At 66.4% G+C, this 16,687-nt stretch carries 19 protein-coding genes and 1 tRNA gene; 17 read left to right on the forward strand and 3 right to left on the reverse strand.

Annotation, left to right across the window (positions count from 1 at the left end; all coding sequences use genetic code 11):
- Positions 1-9 precede the first annotated feature (9 nt).
- The 17 genes from mrdA (at position 10) to NS334_RS15505 (ending at position 15,597) form a co-directional block, all read left to right on the forward strand.
- Entirely contained in the window at positions 10-2,091 is a 2,082-nt protein-coding gene (mrdA, locus tag NS334_RS15435; protein ID WP_083500535.1) for a penicillin-binding protein 2, read from the forward strand.
- Positions 2,088-3,200 carry a rod shape-determining protein RodA gene (rodA, locus tag NS334_RS15440; protein WP_058756853.1) on the forward strand — a complete coding sequence of 371 codons (1,113 nt, stop codon included), beginning with the start codon at positions 2,088-2,090 and terminating at the stop codon, positions 3,198-3,200. The genes mrdA and rodA overlap by 4 nt, the downstream gene beginning before the upstream one ends.
- Before the next feature lie 97 nt (positions 3,201-3,297).
- Positions 3,298-3,373 (forward strand) — tRNA-Lys (locus NS334_RS15445).
- 163 nt (positions 3,374-3,536) lie between these two features.
- Complete coding sequence (locus NS334_RS18340) at positions 3,537-3,701, forward strand: ArsR/SmtB family transcription factor (RefSeq protein WP_428835062.1); 165 nt, start codon at positions 3,537-3,539, stop codon at positions 3,699-3,701.
- A 4-nt stretch (positions 3,702-3,705) separates the two neighbouring features.
- Positions 3,706-4,224 carry a rhodanese family protein gene (locus NS334_RS15455; RefSeq protein WP_058756854.1) on the forward strand — a complete coding sequence of 173 codons (519 nt, stop codon included), beginning with the start codon at positions 3,706-3,708 and terminating at the stop codon, positions 4,222-4,224.
- A gap of 113 nt (positions 4,225-4,337) precedes the next feature.
- Entirely contained in the window at positions 4,338-4,577 is a 240-nt protein-coding gene (locus tag NS334_RS19435; RefSeq protein WP_428835063.1) for a TSUP family transporter, read from the forward strand.
- A 239-nt stretch (positions 4,578-4,816) separates the two neighbouring features.
- Positions 4,817-6,034, forward strand: coding sequence for a DUF2254 domain-containing protein (locus NS334_RS15460; protein ID WP_058756855.1), 1,218 nt, complete (start codon positions 4,817-4,819; stop codon positions 6,032-6,034).
- An 89-nt stretch (positions 6,035-6,123) separates the two neighbouring features.
- Positions 6,124-8,052 (forward strand): BCCT family transporter, encoded by a 1,929-nt coding sequence (locus NS334_RS15465; protein ID WP_058756856.1) that lies wholly within the window; start codon positions 6,124-6,126, stop codon positions 8,050-8,052.
- Between the two features lie 203 nt (positions 8,053-8,255).
- Positions 8,256-11,066, forward strand: a complete 2,811-nt coding sequence (locus NS334_RS15470; protein ID WP_083500534.1) for a monovalent cation/H+ antiporter subunit A — start codon at positions 8,256-8,258, stop codon at positions 11,064-11,066.
- Positions 11,063-11,416, forward strand: coding sequence for a Na+/H+ antiporter subunit C (locus tag NS334_RS15475; protein WP_193753123.1), 354 nt, complete (start codon positions 11,063-11,065; stop codon positions 11,414-11,416). Before NS334_RS15470 ends, NS334_RS15475 begins: the two co-directional genes overlap by 4 nt.
- Complete coding sequence (locus NS334_RS15480; RefSeq protein WP_058756857.1) at positions 11,413-12,936, forward strand: monovalent cation/H+ antiporter subunit D; 1,524 nt, start codon at positions 11,413-11,415, stop codon at positions 12,934-12,936. The genes NS334_RS15475 and NS334_RS15480 overlap by 4 nt, the downstream gene beginning before the upstream one ends.
- On the forward strand, positions 12,933-13,421 hold the full coding sequence (locus tag NS334_RS15485) for a Na+/H+ antiporter subunit E (RefSeq protein ID WP_058756858.1): 489 nt from the start codon (positions 12,933-12,935) through the stop codon (positions 13,419-13,421). The genes NS334_RS15480 and NS334_RS15485 overlap by 4 nt, the downstream gene beginning before the upstream one ends.
- Positions 13,418-13,687, forward strand: coding sequence for a K+/H+ antiporter subunit F (locus NS334_RS15490; RefSeq protein ID WP_058756859.1), 270 nt, complete (start codon positions 13,418-13,420; stop codon positions 13,685-13,687). The genes NS334_RS15485 and NS334_RS15490 overlap by 4 nt, the downstream gene beginning before the upstream one ends.
- Positions 13,684-14,097, forward strand: a complete 414-nt coding sequence (locus NS334_RS15495) for a Na+/H+ antiporter subunit G (protein ID WP_058756860.1) — start codon at positions 13,684-13,686, stop codon at positions 14,095-14,097. Before NS334_RS15490 ends, NS334_RS15495 begins: the two co-directional genes overlap by 4 nt.
- Positions 14,098-14,140: 43 nt before the next feature.
- On the forward strand, positions 14,141-15,151 hold the full coding sequence (locus NS334_RS15500) for a potassium channel family protein (RefSeq protein ID WP_241491991.1): 1,011 nt from the start codon (positions 14,141-14,143) through the stop codon (positions 15,149-15,151).
- Positions 15,148-15,315 carry a hypothetical protein gene (locus tag NS334_RS18730; protein WP_193753124.1) on the forward strand — a complete coding sequence of 56 codons (168 nt, stop codon included), beginning with the start codon at positions 15,148-15,150 and terminating at the stop codon, positions 15,313-15,315. Before NS334_RS15500 ends, NS334_RS18730 begins: the two co-directional genes overlap by 4 nt.
- Before the next feature lie 78 nt (positions 15,316-15,393).
- Positions 15,394-15,597, forward strand: coding sequence for a hypothetical protein (locus NS334_RS15505; protein WP_058756862.1), 204 nt, complete (start codon positions 15,394-15,396; stop codon positions 15,595-15,597).
- A 15-nt stretch (positions 15,598-15,612) separates the two neighbouring features.
- Here NS334_RS15505 and NS334_RS15510 read toward each other — a convergent pair whose 3' ends face one another.
- The 3 genes from NS334_RS15510 to NS334_RS15520 all read right to left on the reverse strand — a co-directional run.
- On the reverse strand, positions 15,613-15,924 hold the full coding sequence (locus tag NS334_RS15510; protein ID WP_058756863.1) for a hypothetical protein: 312 nt from the start codon (positions 15,922-15,924) through the stop codon (positions 15,613-15,615).
- Positions 15,921-16,178: a hypothetical protein gene (locus NS334_RS15515; protein WP_193753125.1), complete on the reverse strand. Its 258-nt coding sequence runs from the start codon at positions 16,176-16,178 to the stop codon at positions 15,921-15,923. Before NS334_RS15515 ends, NS334_RS15510 begins: the two co-directional genes overlap by 4 nt.
- A gap of 61 nt (positions 16,179-16,239) precedes the next feature.
- Positions 16,240-16,687: transposase family protein (locus tag NS334_RS15520; protein WP_241491992.1), on the reverse strand; the 448-nt coding region annotated here is incomplete at its 5' end.

The raw sequence follows: 16,687 nt of genomic DNA on the forward strand, positions 1-16,687 counted from the left end.
CAGCCCGAACTGCCCCGCGCCTGGTTGCTGGGCGCGGGGCAGTTCGGGCTGGGCGGGCTGCTGATCGGCCGCATGGGCTATCTCGCGGTCGCGCAGAACGAGCATTACAACCTGCTCGCCGAAAGCAATCGCGTCAGCATGACGATGATTCCGCCGCGCCGCGGCTGGATCGTCGATCGCCACGGACAGCCGATCGCCAGCAACCGCACCGATTTCCGCGTCGACGTGATCCCCGACCGGCTGGAGGATCCGGAGCGCGTGCTGGCGCATCTGAAGGGGCTGCTGTCGCTCACCGACGAGGATCTGGAGCGGATCCGCCTCGACCTGAAGCGCGCGCCGGGTTTCCGCCCGGTCGAGATCGCCGAGAATATCGACTGGGAGCGGTTCGCGGCGGTGCAGGTCCGCCAGCCCGAGTTGCCGGGCGTCCAGCCGACGCGCGGCTTCGCGCGCCATTATCCGGCGGGCGCGGCGGTGGCGCACCTGATCGGCTATGTCGGCGCGGCGACCGCCGAACAATATAAGAAGACCCGCGATCCCCTTTACGTCACCCCCGGCTTCAAGCTGGGCAAGGATGGCTTGGAAAAGACGATGGAGCCGCTGCTGCGCGGCACCGCCGGTGCCAAGCGCGTCGAGGTGACCGCGCGCGGCAAGCTGGTGAAGGAACTCGCCACCCGCCCCGACGTGCCGGGGCGGACGCTGCGCCTGACGATCGACGCCGGGCTGCAGGAATATGCCGCGCGACGGCTGGGCACCAACTCCGGCTCGGCGGTCGTCTTCGACTGCCAGAACGGCGAGATGCTGGCGATGGTGTCGATGCCCGCCTACGACCCCAACAGCTTCTCCGAGGGGATCAGCCAGCTCGAATGGAAGATGCTGAGCGCCGACGATCACGTGCCGCTCATGAACAAGGTGACGCAGGGCCTCTACCCGCCGGGCTCGACCGTGAAGCCGATGAACGGCCTGGCCTTGCTGGCCGCCGGGGTGCGGCCGGACGAGCGCGTGTTCTGCTCCGGCGCGATGCGCGTCGGCAATGGCGTCTTCCACTGCCACAAACGGCACGGCCATGGCCCGCTCGATCTGAAGAACGCGATCATGCAAAGCTGCGACATCTACTTCTACGAGATGGTGCGCCGCGTCGGTTACGACCGGATCGCGCCGGTCGCGCGCGCGCTGGGGCTGGGGCAGAAGTTCGACCTGCCGTTCGCCACCCAGCGCTACGGCACCGTGCCCGACAGCGCGTGGAAGCGGCGGAAATACCATACCGACTGGAAGGTCGCCGATTCGCTCAACGCCTCGATCGGTCAGGGCTATGTGCTCGCCAATCCGCTGCAACTGGCCGTCATGGCCGCCCGCATGGCGTCGGGGCGCAACCTGATGCCGACGATCATCCGCGACCCGTTCAAGCCGCAGGCCGAGGCGCTGCCGATCGACGCCGAGCATTTCCGCCTGATCCGCGAGGCGATGAATGGCGTCGTCAACGGCGGTGGCACCGGCGGCGCGGCGCGGATGCAGGTGCCGGGTGTCGGCCTCGCCGCCAAGACCGGCACCGCGCAGGTGCGCCGCATCACGATGGCGGAGCGGCGCTCGGGCGTGCTGTCGAACGGGCAATTGCCGTTCAAGCTGCGCGACCACGCGCTGTTCGTGTGCTTCGCGCCCTATGACAATCCGCGCTACGCCGCCGCGATCGTGCTGGAGCATAACGGCCACACCATCCGCAACCTCGACACGCCGATGATCGGGCGCGACATCATGACCTATCTGTTCGACCGCGAGCGCGCGATGAAGAGCCTGGCCGAGGTCGAGCCAACCTGGGGCGGCGACATCACCACGCGCATGGACGCGCAACGCGCCGCCTATCGCGCCGCACACGCTCCCGCCCCGCCGGTCGCCTCCGACGAGGAGGACACGCCCGCGTCGCGCGCCCCCGCCGTCGAGGCCGCGACCGCCGCCTCCAACGCCACGGCCGAAGCCGAGGCGCGCGACACCGCCGCGGGCGACGGCGTGGCGCGCACCGGCTCGCCCGAGCCGGAAACCGAGGCCGAGCGCCGCGCCGCGCCGATCCCGCCGCCGCCGGCGACCGGCGCGCAATGAGCGGTTTCGTCCCCGCCCCGCTCGCCACCCTGCCGTGGCGCGTGCTCCTGCTGGTCATGGCGATCGGCGGGTTCGGGCTGATCGTCCTCTATTCCGCCGCCGGCGGGAGCATCCGCCCCTGGGTGATCCCGCAGGGACTGCGCTTCGCGGTGTTCCTGGCCGGATCGGTCGTGCTGTCGCGCGTGCCGCTCGACTGGTGGAAACGCTCGGCTTTCTGGATCTACGGGCTGTTCCTGATCCTGCTGATCCTCGTCGAACTGCTGGGCGCGGTGCGCGGCGGCAGCCAGCGCTGGCTGGGGTTCGGCCCGATCCGCATCCAGCCGTCCGAGATGATGAAGCTGGCCGCCGTGCTGGCGCTGGCGCGCTTCTACGACCTGCTTCCCGCGGCCGAGACGCGGCGGTTCCAGGCGGTCTGGCCGGCCTGCGTGCTGATCGGGATGCCCGCGCTGATCGTGATGATGCAGCCCGACCTCGGCACCGGTCTGATGATCTGCGCGGGCGGGGCGACGGTGATGTTCCTGGCGGGCATCCCCTTGCGGCTGTTCGTCGGCGGCGCGCTCGCGGCCGCACTCGCCATTCCGCTGGCGGTCAATTACGTGCTTCACGAGTATCAGCGCCACCGCGTGCTGATCTTCCTCGATCCCGAGAGCGATCCGCTCGGCACCGGCTATCACATCAGCCAGTCGAAGATCGCGATCGGATCGGGCGGCCTGTTCGGCAAGGGCTTCCTGCAAGGCACGCAGAGCCACCTCGACTATCTGCCCGAGGGTCACACCGACTTCGTCTTCGCGACGATGGCGGAGGAATGGGGCCTGGCCGGCGGCGCGTTCCTCATCATCGCCTTCCTGCTGGTGATTCGCTGGGGCGTGAACGTCGGCGTGCGCGCCGAGGACCGCTTCGCCAAGCTGGCGGCGGCGGGCCTCGCCACCACGATCTTCTTCTACATGGCGATCAACCTGATGATGGTCATGGGTCTGGCGCCGGTAGTGGGCATCCCCTTGCCATTGGTCAGTTTCGGCGGCTCGGCGCAGATGACCGTGCTGATCTCGCTGGGCATCCTGATGGGCATCGATCGTTCGGTGCGACTGGGCGCGCGGCAACGATGGTAAGAAAAAACGCAAAAAAGGGTTTGCGAATCCGAAAAGCGCTGTTAGAGGCGCGCTTCCCGATCGGGAGCGGCTCTGCGGAGCGGCACAACGATCGATTGGACGCATAGCTCAGTTGGTAGAGCAGCTGACTCTTAATCAGCGGGTCCTTGGTTCGAGCCCAAGTGCGTCCACCAGGTTTTCCAACGGCCTCGCAGCGATGCGGGGCCGTTGTGCTTTGGGCCTCCCCTGGCTTTCCCCTTTTCGTGGCTATGCCCCCGTGCCGTCAGGTGGCACGATCGCGCATGGGCTCCCTCGATCAAGGCAATCCGCAATCGCGTAAATACATGGTGCAGTGACATGGCCGGCCTGTGGCAATCGGCCTGTTCGCAGCACCTCGCGAATATGCGCGACGAAGGCCTCGTCACCTACCGGCGGGAGCGCCAGACGCTTTGGTACGCCATTGCCGACCCGCGCGTCGAAACGCTGCTCGCCACCCTCTACCAACTCTATTGCAAGGATTGATGCGATGACGCTTGCGCCCCTTTCCCCCGCCGACACCCGCACCGCGATCGATGCCGGTGCACGACTGATCGATATTCGCGGGGCCGATGAACATGCGCGTGAGCGCATTCCGGGTGCGGTGAACGTACCACTCGATCGAATCCGCGACCTGCCGCATGACGGCCGTCCGGTCGTCTTCCACTGCAAGTCGGGAATGCGCACCGCTGCCAATGCCGTCCAGCTCCGCACCGCGGCCGGAGAGGCCACCGCCTATATCCTGGCGGGCGGTATCGAAGCGTGGCGACAGGCCGGATACCCGATCGTCGCGGATCGGTCGCAGCCGCTGGAGATCATGCGGCAGGTGCAGATCACCGCCGGTGCGCTGGTGTTGACCGGCGTGCTGCTCGGCCTGTTCGTCGCCCCCGGCTTCTTCGGGCTGTCGGCGTTCGTGGGGGCGGGGCTGATGTTCGCCGGCGTGACGGGATGGTGCGGCATGGCCAATCTGCTCCGCGTCATGCCGTGGAACCGGCGCGCGGCGACCTGAGACGGTCATGGACACCGCCGCCATCGTTACCCCGCTCGCATCGGGCGGCGTGATTGGTCTGATCCCAGATTTGGTCGGCGGGGGGCGGGTCGATCCTCGCGGTCCCGCTGTCGATCTATGTCGTCGGCGTCGGCTCGCCGCACGCCGCGATCGGGACGGCCCCTGCCGCCGTCACGGTCAACGCGCTCGCCAGCCTGATCGGGCATGCGCGCGCGGGCCGCGTGAAGTGGCGATGCGCCCGTGGCTTCGCGGTGTCGGAGATGATCGGCGCGGCGCTGGGTGGGAGACGCGATGCCCGCCGAGAGGCAGCAAGCGCATCAACCACGGCCCCGAACCACAGCAGTTGCGACTGAAACGGTAACAATCGTCCCTGCTGAAAACGATACCGGCCAAGACCGACGATCCCCTTGCTCATAGCCGCACGGATTTTGTCGGTGCGGCGGTGCCATTTCCCCCTGCCATAAGTTATCGGCGACATGTCACCTCCGGTTTCCGCCGCCGCTTCGGCTTGTCCCACGGCTCGCTTCCTTAACGATGGAGCCGTGGCGTAATGCGGGGATGGCAATGGGCCGTTCGTCTCCTCACGCGTCAGATGTGGTTTCGTGCCGGGCTGTTCTGCGTTTTCGCGGTGCTGCTGGCGCTGGCCAGCGCGTTCCTCGGACATACCATTTCGTACGACTTCGCCGCCAAGGTGGGGTCGAAGTCGGTCGACGGCATTCTCAGCCTTCTCGCATCCTCCATGCTCGCGGTGACCACCTTCTCGCTGACCGCGATGGTTCAGGCCTATGCTGGCGCAACCAGCAACATTACGCCGCGCGCCGTGCAGCTGTTGATCGACGACAGCACGTCGCAGAACGCGCTGGCGACCTTCCTCGGCAGTTTCCTGTTCGCGATCGTCGGCATCATTGCGCTGTCGACCGGCATCTACGGGAATACCGGGCGCGTCATTCTCTACGCCGGCACCATTCTGGTCATCCTGTTCATCGTCGTGACGTTCCTGCGCTGGATTCAGCACATCGCCCGCTTCGGCCGGGTGTCCGACACGATCGACCGGGTCGAGCGCGCGGCGACCGATGCCGTACGGATGATGACGCAGCCGCCCCGCTTCGGCGCTGAGGACAACGCATCGGTGCCGAGCGGCGCCCATGTCGTCCACCATGAAAAGATCGGCCGGATCACCCATGTCGACCTTGCCCAGATCGGTGAGGTCGCCGACGCGATCGGCGCGGATATCCATCTCGTCTGCATTCCCGGTCATCTGGTGGATCCGGCCAAACCACTGGCCTGGGTCAGGGCGACGATCGACGACGATCAGGCCTGCCTGATCCGGGATGCATTCACGATCGAACACCATCGCACGTTCGATCATGATCCGCGCTTCGGTCTGGTCGTGCTGGGGGAGATCGCGGCGCGCGCCTTGTCACCCGCCGTCAACGATCCCGGAACCGCCATCGCCGTGGTCGAGGCGGGCACGCGCGTCCTGGCAGCGGCCCTGCGCCATCGGCCAAGTAAGGATCGGTTGCCGCCCGCGCGCGTGACGGTGCCGCCCTTTGCCTTTTCCGATATGCTCGAAGACGTGTTTCGCCCCATTGCCCGGGATGGGGCGGGTACGATCGAAGTCGGGCTGCGTCTTCAGAAAGCGCTGGCCGCCTTGGTCGCCATCGACGAACGCGCCAAAGCCGACTGTTGCGTCGAAGCGCAGGATGCCGTCGATCGCGGACGGACCGGCCTATCCAGCGATCGAGATATCGCCGACCTGTCGCGCCTTCATCACACGCTGTGGGGCAACCACGGCGTTGCGGCACCATAGCATGGAAACCGGGGCCACCCGTCCGGTCGCCAGCTTCCTTGTCCGACCGTTTTTCGCGAATCCGTCCCAACCGGTGCTACCCTGCTGATATGATCAAGAGTGAAATCAATCCCCGGGTATTCTGGGGTGCGTCCGCGATCATCGCCCTGCTGCTGGTGACGACGCTCGCCATGCCCGGGACCGCCGATGCGGCGTTCAAGGCGGCGCAGAGCTGGGCGATCGATACGTTCGGCTGGTTCTATATCTCCGCGGTTGCCGTCTTCCTGGTGGTCGTGCTGACACTCGGCTTCGGGCCGGCGGGCAAGCTGAAGCTCGGTCCCGACGATGCCGAGCCGGACTTTCCCTATCTGTCGTGGCTGGCAATGCTGTTCGCGGCCGGGATGGGAATCGGGCTGATGTATTTCGCCGTCGCCGAACCGATCCAGCATTACATCTCGCCGCCCGAGGCACCGAGCGGCACGATCCTCGCCGCGCGGGAGGCGATGGCGATCACCTTCCACCATTATGGCGTCCATGCGTGGGCGATCTATGCGTTGGTCGGCCTGAGTCTCGCCTATTTCACCTATCGCAAGGACATGCCGCTGACCTTGCGGTCCGGCCTGTCGCCCATCCTGGGCAAACGGATCGACGGACCGCTGGGCGACGCGATCGACATTTTCGCGGTCTGCGGCACGGTCTTCGGCGTATCGACCTCGCTGGGCTTCGGCGTATCGCAGATGACCGCCGGGCTGGCCTATGAATATGGCCTGCCAGACACGACGATGATGAAGATCGCGGTGATCGTGGTGGTGATGGGGGCGGCGACCCTGTCGGTGCTGAGCGGAGCGGACCGTGGCATCCGCCGGCTGTCGGAACTGAACCTGACCGTCGCCGTCCTGCTGATGCTGTTCGTGATGGCGGTCGGTCCGACCCTGTTCCTGCTGCGGGCGTTGGTGCAGAATTTCGGGCTGTATCTCGATCATTTCGTGATGCGGACCTTTACCCTCTATGCCTATGAACCGCGGGCGTGGATGGCGGACTGGACGCTGTTCTATTGGGCGTGGTGGATCGCCTGGTCGCCGTTCGTCGGCATGTTCATTGCCCGCATCTCCCGCGGGCGGACGATCCGCGAGTTCGTCATCGGCGTGCTGTTCGTGCCGACCGCCTTCACGTTCCTGTGGATGACGGTGTTCGGGAACACGGCGATCTCGCTCGACCTGGGGGTCGCGCACGGCGGCATCGCCGATGCGGTGCAGGCGAACCTGTCCACGGCGCTGTTCAAGTTCCTCGAATATCTTCCCGCCGCCGGCGTCACCTCGACCCTGGCGATCGCGCTGGTCGCTATCTTCTTCGTCACGTCGGCCGATTCCGGCGCGCTGGTGATCGACACGCTCGCGTCCGGAGGGGCAGAGGAAACGCCGCGCTGGCAGCGCATGTACTGGTGCGTGCTGCTGGGGGTCACCGCGACCCTGCTGCTGGTCGCTGGCGGGCTTGGCGCGTTGCAGTCGGCGACCCTGCTCGCGGCCTTGCCGTTTTGCTTCATCATGCTGCTGCTGGCGGTCGGCCTGATCCGCCAGACCAACGCCGATCTGTCGGGCGTCATGCTGCCGGGCGATACGCCGTCGATCGGCGAGCGGATCAAGCGCCTGCTGGTTCCGGCACGCCGTGCCGACATCCTGCGACAGATGGCGGACAGCGGCGAACCCGCGCTTCGATCGGTGCAAAAGGCGATGGAGAAGGAAGGCTGGAACGCGAGTGAAGTGGAACAGCACGCGGACTCGGTCGAACTCACCATCACCGCAGCGGATGGTCGTCCGTTCGTTTATCGCCTGACGCCACGATCGCGTCCGCTTGCCGCCTATACCGCGCTGGATGCACCTGAGAGTCGTCGCAGCCTGAGGTGGATGCTTACCGCACAGACCAATGGCGAAACCGGCTTTCGCGATCTATCCGGATTTACCGTCGACCAGATCGCCAGCGACGTCCTGACGCAGATGGAGCGGTGGCGCCTTGCCGATATCAAGGTCCAGCGGACTTGAGCTTTCCCCGACGATCGAGTGGGTTGTGAACCGTTTGCCCATCATGCAATATCGACCTTGGGTGCTCGCCGATCGCTGGTGCGGGCAGGTTCTAACGTTGGTCGGGCCGCCAACGTGGAACCGTTGCGCCCGGAGTATCGGCTTGCCCGAACGAACCTTTCCGCCTGCCGCCTTGCACATCGTCACGTAGCGGGGAATCGCAGGTGGCGTTGCTGACCCTCATTTCCATGCCGTTCCTCGCGGTGGTTCTGCTGATGGTGACCCGGCGAGCATCGCGGCGGGTCCATATGCTGATCGCGGGGACCGCCAGTGCGGGCGGGTTGGCCGTTCTGTCGTCGCAAGCGGACGCGGTGCTTTCCGGCCGGACGCCGACCGCAGGCATGGCGTGGCTACCGACACTCGGCCTCGATTTCCGCCTGTGGCTGGACCCGCTGGCGCTCCTGTTCGCCGGGTTGATCCTTGGCATCGGGCTGCTCGTCATCGTGTATGCCCAAGGGTATCTGGCGAAGAACGAGGCGACGGCGCGGTTCCTGTCGTTCCTGATGCTGTTCCAGGGTGCGATGGTCGGGATCGCCCTGTCCGGCAATGTGCTGCTGATGCTGGTGTTCTGGGAGCTGACCAGCCTGGCGTCCTTCCTGCTGATCGGTTTCTGGCGCGACCGTGCCGACGCGCGACAGGGCGCGCGCATGGCGCTGACCATCACCGGCGGCGGCGGTCTGGCCTTGATCGCGGGCATGGTGCTGCTGGGCAAGGCGGCGGGCAGCTATGATCTGGCGACGATATTGACACGCGCCGATCTGGTGCAGGCCTCGCCGCTCTATCCCGCGATCCTGATCCTGATCCTGGCAGGGGCGTTCACCAAGTCGGCGCAGTTTCCGTTTCACTTCTGGCTGCCGCACGCGATGGCCGCGCCGACCCCGGTCAGCGCCTATCTCCATTCCGCGACGATGGTGAAGGCGGGGGTGTTCCTGCTCGCGCGGCTGTGGCCGGTACTGGCGGGAACCGATCTGTGGTTCGGTATCGTCGCGTCGATCGGCCTGGTCACGATGGTGTTCGGCGCGGGCGTCGCGCTGTTTCGCCACGATCTGAAGGCGATCCTCGCCTATTCGACGATCAGCCAATTGGGGCTGATGGTGATGTTGCTCGGCTTCGGGACGGGCGCGGCGGTGACGGCGGCGGTCTTTCACATCCTCAACCACGCGACCTTCAAGGCGACGCTGTTCATGCACGCGGGTATCGTGGATCATGAGACGGGCACGCGCGACATGCGGCGGCTGGGCGGCCTGGCGGCGATCATGCCGCTGACCGCGACGCTCGGCGTGCTCGCCGCCGCCGCGATGGCGGGGTTGCCGCCGCTCGGCGGGTTCATTTCCAAGGAGATGATGCTGGAGCAGAGCACCCATACCGCATGGGCCGGACAGGCGATGCTGGTGCCGGTGCTGGCCACCATCGCGGCGATGCTGTCGGCGGCCTATTCGCTGCGCTATGCGGTGGCGCTGCATTTCGGCGCGCGGCGGACCGGAGATGTCGCCGCGCCGCACGATCCGGGGGCCCTGCTGCTGGGGCCACCCGCGATATTGGGGGCCGTCGCGCTGGCGCTCGGACTGTTGCCGATGACGTTGGCGGGGCCGCTGGTCGCAGCCGCCAGCGGGGCAGTGACGGGTGGCACGGCGCCCGACCTGCATCTCGCATTATGGCATGGCGTCAATCCGGCGCTGTTGATGAGCGTGGGCGCGATCGCAATCGCGATACTGACCCTTTGGGGGTATCCGACGATCGCCAAAACCGTTGCCCGCATCCCGTCACCCGATGCCAAGCACCTGTTCGACCGAAGCCTGACGGCAATCGTCGACGGGCTGCGGCGCGTGTCCGGCATGATCCATGTCGCGTCGCTGCAACGCTATCTGATGGTGCTGTTCGTCGTCGCGCTGGCGCTCGGCAGCGACGCCACGTTCCGGTCCGGCATCGCCGCCGGAGCGCGGCCGACCACGCCCGCATCGCTGGCGGCCATCGTCGCCTGGGCCGCGCTGGTCGTCGCGACTCTGGCCGTAGTGGCGGTCGACCGGCGGCGGTATCTCGCGCTGATCTTCATCAGCGTCATCGGCCTCGTCATGGCGCTGGCGTTCATTCACCTCTCCGCCCCCGATCTCGCGCTGACCCAGATTTCGGTCGAGGTGGTGACGATCCTGTTGATGCTGCTGGCGCTGCACCTGTTGCCGGGCAACCCGCCTCGCCTTTCCAGGATGCCGCGACGGCTGCGCGACGGGGTGATCGCGGTGGCGGGCGGGCTGGGCACTGGCTGGCTTGCCTGGGCCATCATGACGCGGCCGGTGCATGAGGGGATTTCGCGCTTCCACTGGGACAACAGCTACTCGGGCGGCGGCGGGACCAACGTCGTCAACGTCACGCTGGTCGACTTTCGCGCGTTTGACACGCTGGGGGAGATCACGGTCCTGGGCATTGCTGGCCTTGCGATCTTCGCCCTGCTCGAACCCGCGGCGCACGGTGTGGCCGGTCGACGGCTGCGCGAATGGCGGTCGGAGGATCGTTTCTCGCCCGAGCGTCACCCGATGATGTTCGTCATGGCAACCCGGTTGCTGTTGCCGCTGGCGCTGCTGGTCGGATTGTACGTGTTCCTGCGCGGGCATAACCAGCCGGGCGGCGGCTTCATCGCGGCGCTGATCTTCTCCATCGCGATCCTGCTGCAGTATCTGGCGTCCGGCTTCGACTGGACCGATGTCCGGCGACGGATCGGTGAGCATCAACTGATCGGGTTCGGCGTGCTGATCGCGGTCGCGACGGGGCTCGGCTCGCTGGTGTTCGGCGCGCCGTTCCTGACGAGCAGCTTCGGCCATTTCCATCTGCCCTTGATCGGCGAGTTCGAACTGGCGACGGCGATGCTCTTCGATCTGGGCGTCGCCTGCGTCGTCGTCGGCGCGGTGATGATGGCGCTCGAACAACTCGCCCATGTCGCGCAGCGGGCGGCCAGGCATGATGGCGAGGACGCATCATGAGTCTGGAGTTTCTGGTCGCGTCCGCCATCGGCGTGCTGGTCGCCGGCGGCATCTACCTCGCCCTGCGCGGGCGGACGTTTCAGGTCGTGCTGGGGCTGACGTTGCTGTCCTATGCGGTCAACCTGTTCCTGTTCGCGATCGGGCGGCTGATCGTCGATCGCCCGCCGCTCTATGCCAAGGGGGTGGCCGACCATGCCGATCCGCTGCCGCAGGCGCTGGTCCTGACCGCGATCGTCATCACCTTCGGCATGACCGCGCTGACGGTCATCCTGTCGCTGCGCAGCTTCCTCGAAAGCGGATCGGATCAGGTCGACGGCCTGGCCGAACCCGAAACGGAGGGTGAGGCATGACGCTTGCCGACCATCTCCTCGTCGCGCCGATCGTCCTGCCGGCGGTGACCGCGCCGGTCGCCCTGCTGCTGATGCGACGTCATCGCGCCTTCGCGCTGGCCGTGTCGCTGGGCGGGGGTATCGCGATGCTGGTCGCGGGCATCGCGCTGTTCGTGATGGCGCAGGACGATGCGATCCGCAGCTATGCGCTGGGCGCGTGGCCTGCGCCGTTCGGCATCGTCCTGATGCTCGACCGGCTGGCCGCGATGATGCTGGTGCTGGCAGCGGTACTGGGGATCGTCGTGCTGGCCCATGCCGTCGTCACTGGCGCGGACCAGCGGGGCTGGCATTTCCATCCGCTGTTCCATTTCCAGCTGATGGGACTGAACGGCGCATTCCTGACCGGCGACCTGTTCAACCTGTTCGTCTTCTTCGAAGTGCTGCTGATCGCGTCCTATGGACTGATGCTGCACGGGCAAGGCGCGTTGCGGTTGAAGGTTGGCGTGGCCTATGTCGTGGTCAACATCGTCGGATCGGCGCTGTTCCTGATCGCGCTGGGGCTGCTCTACGGCCTGACGGGCACGCTCAACATGGCGGATCTGGCGGTGAAGGTCGCCGCGCTGGGGGCGCAGGATCAGGGACTGCTGCGCGTTGCCGGGCTGTTGTTGCTGACGGTGTTCGCCTTGAAGGCGGCGGTGGTGCCGATCCATCTCTGGCTGCCACGCACCTATGCCGCGACGATGCCGGTGGTCGCGGCGCTGTTCGCGATCATGACCAAGGTCGGCGTCTACGCGATGATCCGCACCGTGCCGCTGATCTTCGGGGCCAAAGCTGGCGCGGCGGCGTGGGTGTCCGCGCCCTATCTGCTGCCGGCGGCGATCCTCGGGGCGATCCTTGGCTTTGTCGGGGTGCTGGTGGCGCGCGGCATGCGCGAACAGGCGGCGTTCGCGGTGCTCGCGTCGACCGGTACGCTGCTGATGGCAGTGTCGTTCTGGCGGGAGGCGACGTTGGCCGCCGCGCTCTATTATCTGGTACAGGCGACGCTGGCCGGGGCCGCGCTGTTTCTCGTCGCCGACGTGACGATGCGGCGGCGGGGCCAATATGCCGATGCGATCGTCCCCAGCCCGCGCTTCGCCGGGCAGGATGGTGCGGGGCTGCTATACCTGGTCGCGGCGATCGCAGCGGTCGGGCTGCCGCCGCTGGCGGGCTTCGTGGGCAAGCTGCTGATCCTCGATGCCAGCTTTGCCCTGCCGGGTTGGCAAGTGGTCTGGACGACGATCCTCGTGACGACGTTGGTCGGCGTCATCGGCTTTTCGCGCGGCGGCTCGACCCTGTTCTGGAAGGAAGCCCCGCCGGCCACCCCCGCCATTGCAGGCGCCAGCCGGTCGCGCGCCGAGTTCGTTGCCCCGGTTGTTCTTCTCGCCCTGCTGGCGGTGCTGACCGTCACGGCCGGTTGGGTGACAGCGCAAACACGTGCGACGGCGGCGCAGATCGTGGCGCCCGAACGCTATGTCACGGCGATATTGGGGGCGACGCGATGAAGCGGCTGCTGCCCCATCCCGCGCTGTCCGCGATGCTGCTGATCGTCTGGCTGCTGATGGCGAACACCATCACCATGGGCGGCATCGTGCTGGGCGGCTTCTTCGCGCTGATCCTGCCGAAGTTCACCCAGCCGTTCTGGCCCGACCGCCCCCGGATGCGCTTCGGCCGTGCCTTCCTGACCTATCTGGCGATCGTGGTGTTCGACATCGTCGTCGCCAATTTCCAGGTCGCGCGGCTGATCCTGTTCCGGCGCAATCGCGATCTGCGTGCCCGCTGGTTGATCGTGCCCATCGAACTGACCACGCCGGAGGCGATCACGATGCTGGCCGGCACGATCAGCCTGACGCCGGGCACCGTGTCATCCGACGTGTCGGCGGATGGCCGTTACCTGCTGGTCCACGCCCTCGATGTCGCCGACGATGCCGCGGAGGTCGCCCGGATCAAGACGCGCTACCAGGCGCGCCTGCAACGGATTTTCGTATGATCGCCATTGCGCTCCACATCGCCGCGGGCTGCATCGCACTCGCCCTGGTGCTGAACCTGTGGCGGCTGCTACGCGGGCCGGCGCTCGGCGACCGGATCGTCGCGCTCGACACGATGGTCATCAACGCCATCGCCCTGATCGTGCTGATCGGCATGATCGGCGGCAACGATACTTATTTCGAGGCTGCGTTGCTGCTCGCCATGGTCGGGTTCGTCAGCACCATCGCCTATTGCAAGTTCATCCTGCGCGGAGACATCGTGGAATGAGCGCCATCGCCGATATCGTCATCGTCTCGCTGCTGCTGCTGGGGGCGGGGTTCGCGCTGATCGGCAGTTGGGGACTGGTCCGCCTGCCCACGACGATGGAGCGGCTGCACGGCCCGACCAAGGCGACGACCTTAGGGCTTGGCGCGCTGCTGATCGCCTCCGTGGTCTATTTTCAGACACGGCTCGGGATATGGACCGCGCACGAATTGCTGATCTCGCTGTTCCTTTTCATCACCGCGCCGATCTCGGCCAACATGATCGCCAAGGTCCATCTGCATCGGGCGCGAACGGGCGCCGCCAACGAACCTATCGGTATCGCCGGTCCGCCACCCCGGCCGGGCGAGAAGGGCGATTGGGCGACGTTCGAAGCGCCGAAGCGGGAAACCCCCGCGTCGACCGCGAACAGCTGACGCTCGCCCCGTGGACATCGGCCATCGGACACCGGATTACCATTTGTACCGCCGGAGCCGTACGCCGGTGTGGCTGGCGCTGTCGTGGCGCGCGCTGCTGGCACTGGCGCTGATCGGCGTCGCGCTGGCCGTCCACTGGTTCGACCGTGAAGGGCTGCGCCAATCGTCGGGTGAGCCCGTCACCTTTGCGGACATTCTCTACTTCACCATGATCACGGTTACGACCGTGGGCTATGGCGATATCGTGCCGGTCACCCAGCAGTCGCGGATGTTCGACACCTTTGTCGTGACGCCGATCCGGTTGTTCGTGTGGCTCATCTTCCTGGGGACCGCCTATGACTTTCTGCTCAAGCGCGTGTGGGAACGGTGGCGCATGTCGGTGATCCAGCGCCAGTTGCGCGACCATGTCGTGATCGCCGGCTTCGGTAACAGCGGATCGGAAGCGGCCAGCGAATTGGTCCGTCGGGGCGCACACCCGGATACGATCGTCGTCATCGACGAAAGCCCCGCCGCCCTGCGCAATGCCGAGGCGCTCGACGTCGCCGTCATGGAAGGCAACGCCACGCGCGACGCCGCGTTACAGGCGGTTCGGGTCGGCACGGCGCGCGCGCTGATCGTGGCGGCGGGGCGCGACGACACCTCGATCCTGATCGTCCTGACGGCGCGCCGCATCGCACCGGCATTGCCGATCAGCGTGGTGATCCGGTCGCTCGATAACGAAGCCATCGCCCGGCAGGCCGGCGCCGATACCGTCATCAACCCGGCGAGCTTTGCCGGATTGCTCCTCGCCGGATCGACGCACGGCGTCCACCTCGCTGATTACATGGCCGATCTGGCGGCGACCGATGGCCGCGTCGCGCTGCGGGAGCGGTGCGTCACGGCGGAGGAGATCGGCACCCCATTGCGCGCGATCACGACAGGGCTTGGTCACCGCATCTATCGTGGCGGCACCATGATCGGCTTCTGGGAACCCGGGGCGAACCGCCTTGAAGCCGGCGACGTGATCCTCGAGGTTGTGCCTGCACCGGGGCAGGACACGGACGGCCCGGCATGACCGACTGGATGGCGGCCATCGACGCCCATCGCGCCGTGTTGTGGCGGGTGTTCGTCGTCGCCCTGTTCGTCGCCTTTGCGCTCGAACGCTTGGGCGAAGCTCGCCTCCGGGCCACTGACCACCGCCGTCCTGACCGCCGTTACCCGCGCGGGCGGCAAGGGTGAGAGGTGGGTACTTCCGCAGCCGATCGCGCAGGCCAGCGCGTATCTGCTGACGGACGCGATCGCCGATTATCGCCTCGAGTGACCGAACTCGAGATGTCGACCGGTCGCGAATGGCGGCCGTACCTCCTGCGCCATAGCCTCGCGACGCTGGTCCGCAATCGCGGCGCGACGCGCTGCGATCTCGAAGGCTTCAGGGGACAAAACCGAGCACTCAGATCATTAGCAGCTTTCGATCAGTCGCCGATGATAGAGATGGACGAGGCCATGGTCACGCTGTCCTGAAACTCCAGCCGGCGCTCAGTCCCTCGCGTCGCGCAGCGCTTCCAACTCGGCCAGTCTCACCGGATCGTCGACTGCAAGCGCCTCTTCAAGGTAAAAACCATAAGTGATATTGCGCACCACCTCTTGCGCTTCACCGCTATATGCCTCCGCTATAACCGGAAATGCATCAACCAGTTCGCGAAGAAAATCCTTGTCGAATTCTTCGAGATGGCCGCCGAGAGCCTCCATCATCTTCACGGCGGTATCAGGATTCAACTCATCCTCGTCGGTAAGTTCGAGGAACACGACATACTCCGCGATCAAGCTCGCAACCTGCATGGCAATCATGGCTTGACGACCTTTACGTGGATATTCGTGATGCTCATCTGCTTGAGTAGCTTCAACGCCTTGACCTTCTGAACAGGCGTTGGAACCTCCCGTGTCCCGATCAAGCGATGTTCTGCCAGCACCTGCAACTGGCGCAATATCTGGGCGCGCGCCCGAGGCCTATCAACCACAGACCACTTCCGGTCGATCACGTAATCGCCCTGAATGCCGTCGAACTTGACTGGCCGCTTCGAACCGTCCGGCATCGTCCGCATCAACGTCGGCGCCCGACCGGGCCGGGCACCCGTCGCAGCGTCGTGACGTGACCCCCGGGTTTCATCCAGCCGGGACCAGAGACCGGCGGTTGTTGTGGCGCGCGAGCGCATCCGAAGCAACGGCCTGGACGCGTCCAGGCCGTTGCTTCTCGATCTCGGAGGCGAAGGCCGCCGGGGTGGCGTAGCCGAGCGCGGAGTGCGGCCGCTCGGTGTTGTAGTCGTCGGCCCATGCCCGGACCACGGCGCGGGCATGCGCGAGGCTGAGGAACAGGGTCTCGTTGAGCAGCTCGTCGCGCATGCGCCCGTTGAAGCTCTCGACATAGCCGTTCTGCATGGGGCGGCCCGGCGCGATGTAGTGCCACTCCACCTTTGCCTCGCCCGACCAGACCAGCACCGCGGTCGAGGTCAGCTCGGTGCCGTTATCGCTGACGATCATGCCAGGCCGGCCGCGCTCGGCAACCAGGCCGACCAGCCCGCCCACGAACCGCTGGCCCGAAATCGAGGGGTCA

Source organism: Sphingomonas endophytica (assembly GCF_001476895.1).
GTDB lineage: Bacteria > Pseudomonadota > Alphaproteobacteria > Sphingomonadales > Sphingomonadaceae > Sphingomonas > Sphingomonas endophytica_A.

Coding starts and splice junctions, on each gene's coding strand:
- NS334_RS18340 (WP_428835062.1), top strand. CDS start 3,537: ATGGCCGGCCTGTGGCAATCGGCCTGTTCGCAGCACCTCGCGAATATG.
- NS334_RS15490 (WP_058756859.1), top strand. CDS start 13,418: ATGATCGCCATTGCGCTCCACATCGCCGCGGGCTGCATCGCACTCGCC.
- NS334_RS15515 (WP_193753125.1), bottom strand. CDS start 16,178: ATGCGGACGATGCCGGACGGTTCGAAGCGGCCAGTCAAGTTCGACGGC.
- NS334_RS15465 (WP_058756856.1), top strand. CDS start 6,124: ATGATCAAGAGTGAAATCAATCCCCGGGTATTCTGGGGTGCGTCCGCG.
- NS334_RS15475 (WP_193753123.1), top strand. CDS start 11,063: ATGAGTCTGGAGTTTCTGGTCGCGTCCGCCATCGGCGTGCTGGTCGCC.
- NS334_RS18730 (WP_193753124.1), top strand. CDS start 15,148: ATGACCGACTGGATGGCGGCCATCGACGCCCATCGCGCCGTGTTGTGG.
- rodA (WP_058756853.1), top strand. CDS start 2,088: ATGAGCGGTTTCGTCCCCGCCCCGCTCGCCACCCTGCCGTGGCGCGTG.
- NS334_RS15510 (WP_058756863.1), bottom strand. CDS start 15,924: ATGATTGCCATGCAGGTTGCGAGCTTGATCGCGGAGTATGTCGTGTTC.
- NS334_RS15455 (WP_058756854.1), top strand. CDS start 3,706: ATGACGCTTGCGCCCCTTTCCCCCGCCGACACCCGCACCGCGATCGAT.
- NS334_RS15485 (WP_058756858.1), top strand. CDS start 12,933: ATGAAGCGGCTGCTGCCCCATCCCGCGCTGTCCGCGATGCTGCTGATC.
- NS334_RS15480 (WP_058756857.1), top strand. CDS start 11,413: ATGACGCTTGCCGACCATCTCCTCGTCGCGCCGATCGTCCTGCCGGCG.
- NS334_RS15460 (WP_058756855.1), top strand. CDS start 4,817: ATGTGGTTTCGTGCCGGGCTGTTCTGCGTTTTCGCGGTGCTGCTGGCG.
- NS334_RS15495 (WP_058756860.1), top strand. CDS start 13,684: ATGAGCGCCATCGCCGATATCGTCATCGTCTCGCTGCTGCTGCTGGGG.